The 12,242-nt window shown below is 63.6% G+C and carries 14 protein-coding genes; 3 read left to right on the top strand and 11 right to left on the bottom strand.

Translation table 11 applies throughout. The features are described from left to right. Positions 1 to 212 precede the first annotated feature (212 nt). The 7 genes from NKI73_RS32695 to NKI73_RS32725 form a co-directional block, all read right to left on the bottom strand. Positions 213 to 800: an NAD(P)H-dependent oxidoreductase gene (locus tag NKI73_RS32695; RefSeq protein WP_352636076.1), complete on the bottom strand. Its 588-nt coding sequence runs from the start codon at positions 798 to 800 to the stop codon at positions 213 to 215. Further along, positions 800 to 1,381 carry an NAD(P)H-dependent oxidoreductase gene (locus NKI73_RS32700; RefSeq protein WP_352636078.1) on the bottom strand — a complete coding sequence of 194 codons (582 nt, stop codon included), beginning with the start codon at positions 1,379 to 1,381 and terminating at the stop codon, positions 800 to 802. Before NKI73_RS32700 ends, NKI73_RS32695 begins: the two co-directional genes overlap by 1 nt. Before the next feature lie 202 nt (positions 1,382 to 1,583). Beyond that, positions 1,584 to 2,987, bottom strand: coding sequence for an FAD-binding oxidoreductase (locus NKI73_RS32705; RefSeq protein WP_352636098.1), 1,404 nt, complete (start codon positions 2,985 to 2,987; stop codon positions 1,584 to 1,586). After that, complete coding sequence (locus tag NKI73_RS32710; protein WP_352636080.1) at positions 2,987 to 4,288, bottom strand: cytosine deaminase; 1,302 nt, start codon at positions 4,286 to 4,288, stop codon at positions 2,987 to 2,989. Before NKI73_RS32710 ends, NKI73_RS32705 begins: the two co-directional genes overlap by 1 nt. Positions 4,289 to 4,319: 31 nt before the next feature. Beyond that, on the bottom strand, positions 4,320 to 5,171 hold the full coding sequence (locus NKI73_RS32715; RefSeq protein ID WP_352636081.1) for an ABC transporter permease: 852 nt from the start codon (positions 5,169 to 5,171) through the stop codon (positions 4,320 to 4,322). Next, entirely contained in the window at positions 5,158 to 5,982 is an 825-nt protein-coding gene (locus NKI73_RS32720) for an ABC transporter ATP-binding protein (RefSeq protein ID WP_352636083.1), read from the bottom strand. Before NKI73_RS32720 ends, NKI73_RS32715 begins: the two co-directional genes overlap by 14 nt. 12 nt (positions 5,983 to 5,994) lie before the next feature. Next, positions 5,995 to 6,999, bottom strand: a complete 1,005-nt coding sequence (locus NKI73_RS32725) for an ABC transporter substrate-binding protein (protein WP_352636085.1) — start codon at positions 6,997 to 6,999, stop codon at positions 5,995 to 5,997. Between the two features lie 265 nt (positions 7,000 to 7,264). Here NKI73_RS32725 and NKI73_RS32730 point away from each other — a divergent pair, with 265 nt between their 5' ends. Further along, positions 7,265 to 7,648, top strand: a complete 384-nt coding sequence (locus NKI73_RS32730; RefSeq protein WP_352636087.1) for a RidA family protein — start codon at positions 7,265 to 7,267, stop codon at positions 7,646 to 7,648. 55 nt (positions 7,649 to 7,703) lie between these two features. Continuing rightward, entirely contained in the window at positions 7,704 to 8,507 is an 804-nt protein-coding gene (locus NKI73_RS32735) for a creatininase family protein (protein ID WP_352636089.1), read from the top strand. Here NKI73_RS32735 and NKI73_RS32740 read toward each other — a convergent pair whose 3' ends face one another. Together NKI73_RS32740 and cobD are read right to left on the bottom strand one after the other, a co-directional pair. Next, positions 8,508 to 9,017: a tyrosine phosphatase family protein gene (locus NKI73_RS32740; RefSeq protein ID WP_352636091.1), complete on the bottom strand. Its 510-nt coding sequence runs from the start codon at positions 9,015 to 9,017 to the stop codon at positions 8,508 to 8,510. It lies immediately after the preceding gene. Next, complete coding sequence (cobD, locus tag NKI73_RS32745; RefSeq protein ID WP_352636092.1) at positions 9,014 to 10,060, bottom strand: threonine-phosphate decarboxylase CobD; 1,047 nt, start codon at positions 10,058 to 10,060, stop codon at positions 9,014 to 9,016. The genes NKI73_RS32740 and cobD overlap by 4 nt, the downstream gene beginning before the upstream one ends. Between cobD and cbiB the strand changes: the two genes are divergently transcribed. Beyond that, positions 10,059 to 11,027 carry an adenosylcobinamide-phosphate synthase CbiB gene (cbiB, locus tag NKI73_RS32750; RefSeq protein WP_352636094.1) on the top strand — a complete coding sequence of 323 codons (969 nt, stop codon included), beginning with the start codon at positions 10,059 to 10,061 and terminating at the stop codon, positions 11,025 to 11,027. The two genes, cobD and cbiB, sit on opposite strands and share 2 nt — an antisense overlap. A gap of 15 nt (positions 11,028 to 11,042) precedes the next feature. On the opposite strand, the gene cobO is transcribed toward cbiB, so the two are convergent. Together cobO and cobU are read right to left on the bottom strand one after the other, a co-directional pair. Continuing rightward, the gene (cobO, locus tag NKI73_RS32755) at positions 11,043 to 11,657 is read right to left on the bottom strand and encodes a cob(I)yrinic acid a,c-diamide adenosyltransferase (RefSeq protein ID WP_352636096.1); all 615 of its coding nucleotides are present in this window, start codon (positions 11,655 to 11,657) and stop codon (positions 11,043 to 11,045) included. A gap of 1 nt (position 11,658) precedes the next feature. Further along, positions 11,659 to 12,168 (bottom strand): bifunctional adenosylcobinamide kinase/adenosylcobinamide-phosphate guanylyltransferase, encoded by a 510-nt coding sequence (cobU, locus tag NKI73_RS32760; protein ID WP_352636100.1) that lies wholly within the window; start codon positions 12,166 to 12,168, stop codon positions 11,659 to 11,661. Positions 12,169 to 12,242 lie beyond the last annotated feature (74 nt).

Raw genomic sequence — 12,242 nt, forward strand, 5'->3', positions numbered from 1 at the left:
CTCCTCTTCAAAGAGAAGGCACCTAAAGAATCAACCTTTCCACTCAACGCAAGACTTACTCTTACTCATATGCGATTCCCCTGCCGTTCACGGGGAGAAGGTGGCCCGAAGGGCCGGATGAGGGGCAGCGCCAAGTTTTGTCAAGCTAGCGCCGCCCCTCATCTGCCTGCCGGCATCTTCTCCCCGTGAACGGGGAGAAGGACGCTAATCTCTCAAAACCGCTCCAGCTTCGCCCGCACTTTCGCCAGAAACGCTGCCCGCGTCTGCGGTGTCGAGGAATCCATCAGATAGTGCGCCAGGAAGAATGTCCGGCAGCGCGTCGCGCACAGCGCGCGCATGCCGCGCAAAAGGGTCTTGCGTCCGGGCTGGCCGACGACGACGCTCCACCAGGTCGGCGCGCCGCAGGTGGTGATGACGCCGACCTTTGTCACATGCGTCATTAGCGACTTGATCCGCCCCTTGCCCGCCGGCAGCTTGAAGGCGACGTCCGTCGCCCACACCCGGTCGAGCCAGCCCTTCAGCATCGCCGGCAGCCCATACCACCAGGTCGGATAGACGAACAGTATCGCTTCGGCCCAGTTGAGCAGTTCGAAATGCGGCTTCAGCGCCGGGTCCTGCGGCGCCTGGTCGTTGTAGGAGCGCCGCTCGTCGCAGCCCATCACCGGGTCGAATTTCTCGGCATAGAGGTCGAGCAGCCGAACCTCCCAGCCTCTTCGCGTCAGCACCTCGACGGCGCTGTCACGAATTGCCGCGCAGAAGCTGTCGGGTACCGGATGGCAGTAGACCACCAGCGCACGCATCAGAACGCCTCCATGCGTGCCGCGACCTTGGCCATGAAAGCGTCGCGCGTGCCGTCGGTCGACAGGTTCATCGCGTAATGCGCTAGATAGGTCACCGGCGCGCCCGGTTTTACGGTGGCGCGCAGCATGCGCTTGATCAGTCTGCGCGGCGGATCGCCCATCAGCATGGCGCGGAACCGGCTGCCGCCATAGGTGGTCACCGCTGCGACCTTACGGATGTTGTGCAGCGACGGCTGCACCTTGCCGTTGACCAGCTTGAAGGACACGCCCGGCAGGAAGACGCGATCGAAAAAACCCTTCAGGATCGCCGGAAAGCCGTCATTCCAGACTGGATAGGAAAGCACAAGCGCATCGGCGCGCAGCAGGCGTTCGACATAAGGCGCCACAGCGTCAGCGGGGCCGCGCTGGTTGTGATAGTCCAGCCGTTCATGTCGCGTCAGCCGCGGATCGAAACCTTCGGCATAGAGGTCGCAGTCATCGACGGTATGGCCCGCTGCCGTCAACCGCTCCACGATCATCCGATGCAGGCCGGCATTGAAGCTGGCCTCGACCGGATGGGCGTAGAGGACGAGGATGTTCATGGGATGAAGTCTCGCAGGTCAGCGCGAGGCACCCCCCTCTGCCCTGCCGGGCATCTCCCCCGCAAGGGGGGAGATCGGACTGCCGCATCGCTTTCGCCAACTGTCAAAGCCGCAGGATGGTCGCGACCGAGAGGCTGCCAATCTCCCCCCTTGCGGGGGAGATGGCCGGCAGGACAGAGGGGGGTGCTCAAGCGCGAACCTCTCATCCCGTCCTCTGCAGCCCCTTGAACAAAAAAGTCCGGCCCGACCGGTAGTCGTAGTCCGGGTTCTCCCAGGCGATCATCTTGCCGGGGTTGAGCAACCCTTGCGGATCGGTCTCGCGCTTGAAGGCAAGCTGCACGGCATCGGTCTGCTTCATGCCGCCCTCTTCCAGCGTGTAGCGGTGCGGGTTGAAGATCGGGCAGCCGTTCTCCTCATGCAGGCGCACGATCTCGTCGAGCCTTGCTTCAGTGGTGAACTTCACCAATGGCAAGCCGAAGCAGGTGATGTTGCCGTCCAGCCGCACGAATTCGAGATGCGAAAAAACCTCGCCCGGAAACATCGCGTCCATCTTTTCGACCAGCGCCAGCTGGTTGGGAAAGGGATAAAGCGATTGCAGATAGGTGATCGAAGGGTCAACGCGCAGCGCCCGCAGTGTCGTGTGGTTCCAGGCAAGCTCATAGGCCGGCGGCAGGCCCTTTTTCTCCTCCGGCATCGCGGTGTCGGCGTTAAAGATCACTTCGCCGCCGGCACGCTGGGTGAAGGCCAGGAAGGCATCCAGCCCGTGCCGCGCCACCATGACGACGCAGATGCTTTGTCCGTCCTTCAGGAATTTCTGGTGTCGCTTGAAATAGAGCTGCGGCACGGGTGCCGCTATCGGCGTGATCAGCTTGGTGAGGATGCCGTCCTGGCAAGCGAGCGCATTGCCGTAGCGAGCCGCATCCATGAAGCCGTCGAAACCGATGATGACGTCGACCCAGTCATAGGCTGCCGTCAGCGGCATCTCGACTTCGGTGATGATGCCGTTGGTGCCGTAGGCATGGGTCACCTTGTGCAAATCCTCGCCGGTGAGTTCGAGCACCTTCGGCTCGGCCTCCATGGTCACCACGCGCAGGCGAAGCACGTTGCCGAAGTCGCGCAGGCCACCGAAATTGATCGAGCCGACGCCGCCCGAACCGCCGGCGATGAAGCCGCCGATCGAGGCCGTGTTGTAGGTGGATGGCGACAGCCGCAGCTCCTGCCCGGAATGCGCCCGCGTTGCCTTGTCGATGTCGGCCAGAATGGCCCCCGGTCCGGTCACAACGCGACCCGGTGCGATCGACTTGACCTCGTTCATCTCGGCAAGGTTGAGCACGACGCCGCCCGAAAGCGGCATCGCCTGGCCGTAATTGCCGGTGCCGCTGCCGCGTGGCGTCACCGGCACGCTATGCCGATGACAGGCGGCAAGCACGCGGATCAGTTCGGCCTCGGTCTTCGGCGTCACGATCAAATCGCCGGTGACATGGTCGAGCTGCTGTTTCAGCACAGGGCTGTACCAGTAGAAGTCGCGGCTCTTCTGCTGGACGATGGCCGGATTGTCGTCGACCTTCAGGCCTTCGAGATCGCGTTTGAGCGCCGAAACGTCCATCATTCCACCATCAGTTCGTCGAGTTCGGCATAATCGGGCAATTGCCGCTCGATTGCGCGTCCGCCGCGCACGACGATGCGATCCGATTCGGGCCGCGACAGCAATTCCGTCCAGCTTCGACCTTTGAACACAATGAAATCGGCATCGCCGCCGGCGGCAAGCATACCGAAACCATCGAGTCGCATCACTTTGGCCGGCGTCGCGGTGACCGTTTGCGGCCAGTCGGCCACCGGATGATCGAAGTGCAGGATGCGCGTCGCCATACGGTAGACCTCCAGCATGTCGAGGTCGCCATAGGCATAAAACGGGTCACGCGTGTTGTCGGATGCGACGGCAACCGCGATGCCCCTCACCTTCATTTCGCGCAGCAGCGTCACGCCACGCCAGCGCGGCGTGGTGCCGTCGCCACGCCGATCTTGAAGATAGAGATTGCACATCGGCAGCGAGACGACGGCGAGCCCCGCCTTCGCCACCTTGTCCAGCGTGTCGAGCACATCGAGATCCGGCTGGCGCGCCAGGGAGCAGCAATGACCGACGAGGATATTGCCCTCGAAGCCGTTCCAGAGCGCGGCCTCTGCGATCTTCTTCAGCGATATGGCGGAAACATCGTCGGTCTCGTCGGCATGGAAATCGAGATCGAGGCCATGCTTGATGGCTTGCGCGAAGACGTGGTCGAGCAGTTCTTCGAGGTCCGGCACCATATAGGTGACGACCCCGAGCACGCCTTTGGCCGCGGCAACTCGCTTTGCCAGCCTGTCGAACCATTTTTTGTCGCGCACGCCCTCGATGCCGAGCAGGCAGGCGCCTTGCAATTCGATGCGGCCACGCCATGCCTCGCGCATCGTCTCGAACACCGGCCAGGAGATTTCTTCCTGCGGCGCGACACTGTCGAGATGCGTGCGCAGCGCCCTGGTGCCATGCGCATAGGCCGAACGCAGCGAAAAATCCATGCGCCGCGCTACGTCCTCGGCGCTCCAGCGCGCGGCACGGTCGGCACCGGCGGCGTTCAGCGCACCCATGAAGGTGCCGTCGGGATTGGGCTTTCGCGGCCAGATATGGCCCTTGTCGATATGCGTGTGGCAGTCGACGAAGCATGGGAGGATTATGCGGCCGGCGAGGTCGATGGCATCGGCCGGCACTGCTGCACGACGATGCGCGGCAATGCCTGAGATTTTGCCGTCGGCGACGGTGATGTCGGTAAGCGCGAAGCCATCCCTGTCGTAGGTTGCGGCAAGACCAGACGTGATGGATTGATGAACGCGTGCGTTGGAAAGGCGGTAGGGGCCAGAAGCTGGTATCAAGGGGGTGTTTCGCGCCAACCTTTCAATCACCCTAGCGCTCCTGATTCAGTGCGCTCTCGTGCCAGCGTCGCAAGATGAGATGCGAAATCAGCGACAGCACGAGGAAGATCAGGATGCCGGTGAGCGAGATCAAGAACAGCGCCGCGAACAGGCGCGGCGCGTTGAGCCGGTAGCCGGCCTCGATGATGCGTGAGGCAAGGCCAGACGACTGGCCGGTGGTGCCGGCGACGAACTCGGCCACCACAGCGCCGATCAGCGACAGCCCGCCGGCGATCTTCAACCCGCCGAGGAAATAGGGCATCGCCGCCGGCAGCCTGAGATAGCGCAACTGCTGCCAACGCGTCGCACCGTTGAGCTTGAACATATCTAGCAGATTGCGATCGACGGAGTTGAGGCCAAGCGTGGTGTTGGACAGGATCGGAAAGAAGGCAACGATCCAGGCGCATAGCAGAAGCTTGGTCGTCTGGTCGTTCACATAGATGTTGATCAGCGGAAAGATCGCCACGATCGGTGTCACCTGCAACACGATGGCGAACGGGAAGAACGACATCTCGACCCATTTCGACTGCGCGAACAGCACCGCCAACCCGACCCCGCCGATGACGGCCAGAGCCAGGCTGAGGAAAGTGATGCGCAAGGTGACCAGCAGCGAGGAAAACAGCAGGCCGGCATCGTTGTAGAGCGTCCACAGCACCACGCCAGGACGCGGCAGGATGTATTGCGGGATCGCGTTCCACACGCAGATGCGGTCCCACAGCCAGATCGCCAGGATCATGATCGCCAGCGGCAGCACCCAGCGGCCGATCCGTTCGAACCGCTCCTGGCGCACGCGACGTGCTTCCTCGGGGTCGAGTTTGAGCACACGCTCGTCAATGGCCGTCATGATGCGCGCCTGCCGTTGAATTGATGGCCTTGACCAGCACATCGGAGGCTTGTCGGCAAAGTGCTGCGTAATCGGGCGAGGTGCGAAACGCCTCGTCGCGCGGATAGGTGGCCTCGATGGCGAGTTCGTCGAACACCCTGCCCGGCCGCGCCGCCATGATGACGACGCGGTTGGAGAGAAACACGCTTTCGAAGACGCTGTGGGTGACGAAGACGACGGTGAAGCGTTCGTCCTGCCACAGCTCCAGCAGATCATTGTTGAGCTTGAAGCGGGTGATCTCGTCCAGTGCGGCAAACGGCTCGTCCATCAACAGCACGCGCGGTTTGGTCACCATGGCACGCGCAATGGAGACGCGCATCTTCATGCCGCCCGATAGTTCGCGCGGCACCGCATCCTCGAAACCGGTCAGGTGAACCCGCGCCAGCATTTCCGTTACCGCCGGTGCCGCCTTGGCGCGGCTGATGCCCTTCAGCCGAAGCGGCAGCCAGACATTGTCGAAGACATTGGCCCAGGGCAGCAGCGTTGGCTCCTGGAATACGAAGCCGATGTTCGAGCGGTCAAGCGCGCCGCCGCGCCAATCGAGCACGCCGGAGGTCGGCGTCGACAGGCCGGCGATCAGCCGCAATGCCGTCGACTTGCCGCAGCCCGACGGTCCGAGCAGGCTGAGGAAATCGCCTTCCCGGATCGTCAGGTCGACATCGCTGAGCGCCGTCACGCCGTTGGAGAACACCTTGCCGACGCCACGCAGCGCCAGAAGCGTCGGGGCCGTACCCGACGCAGCCGGCGCTGGCGCCACTTTTTCCCTTATCATGCCTGGACCGGCCTACTTCTTCAGCTCGAGCCCAACGCCCTTGTTGACGAAGGTCAGCGTGTAGGCCTTCTTGATGTCGATGCCGGCGGGCGTGACTTTGGCCTTGACCATCTTGTCGTAGAAGCTCTGGACCCGCGCGTCGGTCATGGCGCCGATGCCGAGCTTCTCGGTGTCGCCGGAATCGGCCAGGCCGAACTTCTTCATCTGCTCGATTGAGAACGCGATCTGCTCGTCGCTCATGTCGGGATTGTCTTTCTTGATCATGTCGTTGGCGGCTTTGTTGTCGCCGTAGAGATATTTGTACCAGCCCTTGGCCGAGCCATCGACGAAGCACTGGACCACCTCCGGCTTCTTGTCGATCGTGTCCTGCATCACTTCGATCGTCGTCGAGTAGGTGTCCCAGCCATAGTCGGCAAGCAGGAACTGGTTCGGCACGAAGCCGCCCTCCTTCTTGACCGCGAACGGCTCGGAGGTGACGTAGCCCTGCTGGATCGACTTCTTGTTGGCGAGGAAAGGAGCGGTGTTGTAGGTGTAGGGCGCGCGCTTGGAGGCGTCGAAACCGAGTTCGATGACCATCCATTGGAAGAAGGTCTGCACGCCTTCGTCGCCAAGGATGTACTGGTCGGCGTTCTTCAGGTCCTCCCATTTGTCGAGCCCTTCGCCGGGATGGGACATAATGACCTGCGGATCCTTCTGGAAATCCGCCGCCACCACGCGCATCGGAATGCCTTGCTGGACGGCATCGAAAGCCGACAGCAGATTGCCGCCCATGTAGAAATCGATCTTGCCGGCCAGCAGCATCGGCCGGCCGCTGACCTGCGGACCGCCCTGCATAATGGTGACGTCGAGGCCGCAGGCGGCATAGGTGCCGTCCGCCACGGACTGATAATATCCGCCATGTTCCGGCTCGGCCAACCAGTTGGTGCCGAAGGTGACTTTTTCATTCGCGGCAGCACCCAGCGTGCTGGCCGCAAGCAGGGCCACCACCGCCACCGAGATCTTCTGTTTTCCGTACATCGACACCACCCTTTGTTTGCTCCGGCGCGCCACGCGCCAGGCTCGACAGCAGAGATTCAAGAAGCAAGACACATGCCACCGGCGCCTCGCGCCGGGACCGCCCGCTTGAACGACGTTGGTATCCCAAAGGCGGACGGGTCATGCTGTACGGGAGGCATCGTGCCTATTTTTTGAACGCCTGTCCACAATCGCCCCGGCAACATGCACCGCCATCTTGAAGGTGTAATGGGTCAGGCCTTAGGCTGGCGGTATCCAGGAGATTGCCATGTTCAAATTCCTCACCCCGAAGTCGATCAAGCCGCCCTTTGCCCGCTACAGCCACGGCGTCGAGGTGCCTGCGGGCAAGCGGCTGGTGCTGTGCTCGGGTCAGGTCGCCATCACGGCGGACGACCAGATTCCGGAAGACGCCGGCGCGCAGGCCGAGCTCTGCTTTCAAAACATCGCGGCGATTCTCGGCGAAGCCGGCCTGGGTCTGCAGGACATCGTCCGCATCAACGCCTATGTCACCGATCGCGCGCATCTGCGGCCCTACATGGACGTTCGCGACCGGCTGTTTTCGAGCCCCGCGCCGGCCTCGACGCTGATGATCGTCTCGGGATTTGCCCGGCCCGAATTCAAGGTCGAGGTCGAAGCGATCGCGGCGGGGTGATCGACAGGCCGTCCTTCCCGCGCTAGGTCTCACTCATCCATTGAAGAGGCGTGGCATGACCGTTGCAAAAAGACGCGTGTGGTGGGGTGACTACCGAACCACCGAATACGCCTCGATCGATCCGGAGACGACGATCGCCGTGCTGCCGGTGGCGGCGATCGAGCAGCATGGGCCGCACCTGCCGGTTTCGACCGACACTTCGATCATGAACGGCATGCTCGATACCGTCATTTCGCGCCTGCCCGATGATCTCGACATCCGCATCCTGCCGGTGCAGGCGGTGGGCAAGTCGAACGAGCACCTTCACGCGCCAGGCACCCTCACTTTGCCGGCAACGACATTGGTCGAGGCGTGGACCGAGCTTGGCCTGTCTATCGCGCGCGCCGGCGTGCGCAAGCTGATCGTTGTCAATTCGCACGGCGGCAACGAAGAGATCATGGGCATCGTGACGCGTGAATTGCGCGTGCGCGAAAACATGCTGGCGGTGAAAACCAGCTGGCAGCGTTTTGGCCGCCCGGCCGGCATGTATACCGAACTCGAGGACCGCCACGGCATCCATGGCGGCGATGTCGAGACCTCGCTGATGCTGCATTTCCGGCCGGACCTCGTCGACATGGCCAAGGCCGACAATTTCGTTTCCAGCGTCGCCAAGGCCGAGAAGGAATTCTCGCTGCTGCGCCACACCGGCACCCACGCCTTTGCCTGGATCGCTAGCGATCTCAACCCGAATGGCGTGGTCGGCGACGCCAGCATCGCCACATCGGAAAAAGGCCGGCTGACGGCAGAATATCAGGCCGATGGTTTCATCAGCCTGCTGCGGGATGTGCGCAAGGCCAAGCTCGCCGACTGGCTGAAATAGCTAGCCGTCTATCTTGAGCGCGAAAGGCATGCCTTCGAAGGCATCCGCACCGCGCCCGATCGATTCGATCGCCTCGATCATGCGGCCGTTGCGATCAAGCAAGGCATCGGCCACCGCAATCAGTCGCGGATTGGGTGTCGCCGATGGTGACAGCGTCCGCAGCGTGTGAGCCAGTTCGGCTTCGTCGCGTTTCGGCGCCAGCGCGGCGGCGATGATGTAAGCCGAGGCGGTCGAGCGGCTGATGCCGGCATAGCAATGCACGACCATCGGCCTTGCCCGGTCCCACCGGCGCGCGAAGTCGAGCAGGTTACGGACATGGTCCTCGCCCGGCATGGTCATGCCCTCCTGGGCCACCGCAATGTCGTGCATGACCAGATGCAGGTGGTTTTCCCTCGAGATCGATGCCGGCCGCACCACCTCTGTGCCGGCGGCGAGCAGCGAAAGCATGCGGTCGGCGCCGGTCCTGGCCACCGTTTCCTCGATCTTTGCCAGCGAGCAGACATGGATCATTGTTTTGAGCCCTTCGATCGATCCTCGCGCCGCGCCGCCCATTCGGCAAGGGCGGATTCGAGCCGCTGCCATTCCTCCTCGCTCCCCGGCAGGCCGGCGCGCAGGACATGCGGCCGGTCGGCAAAATGCCGAAGCAGGATGCCGCGCTTGCCGAGTGCGGAAAACAGATCGGCGGCATCCGGCAGGCGGAGGAAACGGTACAGTGTGGTGCCGCCCGTAACGGGAATGCCGAAGCGGCCGAATAGCGCATCGAGCCGCGCCGATGCTTCAGCAAGGAATGCCCGCATCGTGTCCTGCCAGCCGATATCGGCAAGCGCGCGGATGCCGTATTCAAGCGCCGGACCGGCGACGGCCCATGGCCCGAATTGCGTTTCCAGCCATTCGACCGTCGCTGCATCGGAAAGTGCAAAGCCGAGCCGCAGCCCGGCCAGGCCGAAGAACTTGCCGAACGAACGCAGCACGACGATACCGCCCTGGCCAACGTCGCCGGCGAGGCTGTGTTCGCGCGGACCGACATCCATGAACGCCTCGTCGACGACCAGCAGTCCGCCCTTGGCGCGCAGTCCTGCGGCCAGCGCCAGCAAACGATCCCGCTCGATGATGCGTCCATCCGGATTGTTCGGATTGACGACAATAGCAAGGTCGGCGTCCGCCAGCGCTTCGAAATCCTTGACCTCCATCACCCGGTGCCCGGCGATCGCCGCAGCGCGGGCATGTTCGGCATAGGTCGGCCCCAGCACCAGCGCCTTGCCGGGCGCGATCAGCGATGCGACGCGCGGCAACAGGATCTGTGTGCCCGGTGCCGCCGCGACATTCGCAGGCGAAGGCGCGCCATAGGTGCTGGCCGCGATCTCTATCAGGTCGCGCGCATGCCCTGATTCCGGCAACCGCGACAGGGTGGTGGCGGGCAGGTCGAAAAGCGGGTAGGAGTGCGGATTGATACCGGTCGAGAGGTCGACGAAAGGCTGCGAAGCGTTGGGGAAAAGCGCCCTCGCCCGGCCAAGACTTCCACCATGGTCCACCGCTCCTTCAAGAAGCTTCATGTCAGTCCTGATCGCTTTCCTGTCATTGGCCGTCGAATTCGCCCTCGGTTACCCCGACTGGCTGTTTCGCGCCATCGGCCATCCGGTGACGTGGTTCGGCAGGCTGATATCCTTTCTCGACCGCTGGCTCAACCACGCTGCTGATCCCGACGCACTGCGTCGCAAGCGTGGGGTCCAGGCGCTGCTGGTCATCGTGCTGGTGCCGGCGATAATCGGCCTCGGCGTGCAGATCCTGCTCTGGTTCGTTCCCATGGGACTATTCATCACTGCCCTTCTGGCAACCTCACTTCTGTCGCAGAAGAGCCTTTACGAGCATGTCGAGGCGGTGGCAGACGCACTCGATACCGGTGGTCTTGCTCTGGGCCGCGTTGCCGTCTCGCGAATCGTCGGCCGCGATCCCGAAACACTGGACAGGGCCGGCGTCTGCCGTGCGGCGATCGAGAGCCTGGCCGAGAATTTTTCAGACGGCATCGTCGCCCCCGCCTTCTGGACCGGCGTCGGCGGGCTGGCCGGTGGCGCTGCCTACAAGGCCGCCAACACCGCCGATTCGATGATCGGCCACCGCACCCCGCGCCATGAGGCCTTCGGCTGGGCAGCGGCGCGCTTCGACGACTGGATCAACCTGCCGGCCTCGCGGCTGACGGCGCTGCTGATCGTGCTTGCGGCTTTCCTGGTCAGGGACGCCTACCCGCGCAATGCCTGGCACGCGGTGTGGCGCGACGCGAAGAAGCACCGCTCGCCGAATGCCGGCTGGCCGGAAGCGGCGATGGCCGGTGCGCTCGGCCTGGCGCTCGCCGGGCCGCGCAGCTACGGCGGCGTCCTGGTCGATGACGTCTTCATGGGCGAAGGTGGGCGGCGCGAAGCCGACAGCGTCGACATAAGGCGGGCGCTGAAACTCTATCGCGTCGCCGATTATCTGCTGATCGCGCTGTTCGGGCTGATTTCGATCATCGTCATCGTGGCGTAACAGGTCGAACGTCGATCAGAACTCGATACCCTGCTGTGCTTTCACGCCCGCGGAAAAGTGGTGCTTGGTCACGCCCATCTCGGTGACGAGATCGGCGGCCTCGACCAGCGCCGGCTTGGCGTTGCGGCCGGTGACGACGATATGCAGACCCTCGCGCCGGGCTTTCAGCGCGCCGACCACCTTGTCGAGATCGAGATAGTCGTAGCGCAGCGCGATGTTCAGCTCGTCGAGCACCAGCAGGCTGATCGACGGATCGGCCATCAGCTCGAGCACCTTGGCCCACGCGGCTTCGGCCGCGGTGATGTCGCGCTTCAGATCCTGCGTTTCCCAGGTGAAGCCCTCGCCCATCGCGTGCCAGACGACGCGGTCGCCGAAGGCGGCAAAGGCATCCTTCTCGCCGGTATGCCATTTGCCCTTGATGAACTGGACGACGCCGACGCGCTTGCCGTAGCCGAGCATTCGCAGCGCCAGGCCGAAGGCGGCTGTGGTCTTGCCCTTGCCCGGGCCGGTGTTGACGATCAGCAGCCCCTTCTCGACCGTCTTGCTCGCCACCTCGGCATCCTGCACCGCCTTGCGCTTGGCCATCTTGGCGCGGTGGCGTTCTTCATCCTTATTGTCGATGTCGGTCATGTCATTTCACCTTGAGCGGCAGCCCCGCCACCATCAGCAGCACTGTGTCCGCGACGGCGGCGACTTGCTGGTTGAGCCGGCCGGCGGCATCACGGAAGCGGCGCGCAAGTGCGTTATCAGGCACGATACCTTGCCCGACTTCATTGGAAACCACGAACCAGGGCCCGCGCGGCCGCGACAGCACGTCCGCCAGCCGACGGCATTCCAGCTCGAGATCATGTTCGGCCAACATATGATTGGTCAGCCACAATGTCAGGCAGTCGACAAGCACCGGCTGGCTGTCGGGCAACGCCGCGAGCGCGCCGGCAAGATCGAGCGGTGCGTCGATGGTCGTCCAACCTTCGCCGCGCCGCGACCGGTGCTGCGCGATGCGCTCACGCATCTCGTCGTCATAGGCTTGCGCGGTGGCGATATAGGTCCATGGCGAGGGCAAGGCCGTCGCCAGATTTTCGGCGTGGGGGGGGGGGGGGGGGGGGGGGGCCCCGCGGGGGGGGGGCGGCCGCCGCGGCAGTGCTCGACGTTTTAGGTCGCGCGCTGCCTCTGCCGACCCCCTCTGGCCGCTTCGCGGCCATCTCCCCCCTTGAG

The organism is Mesorhizobium sp. M0496, assembly GCF_040321205.1.
GTDB lineage: Bacteria > Pseudomonadota > Alphaproteobacteria > Rhizobiales > Rhizobiaceae > Mesorhizobium.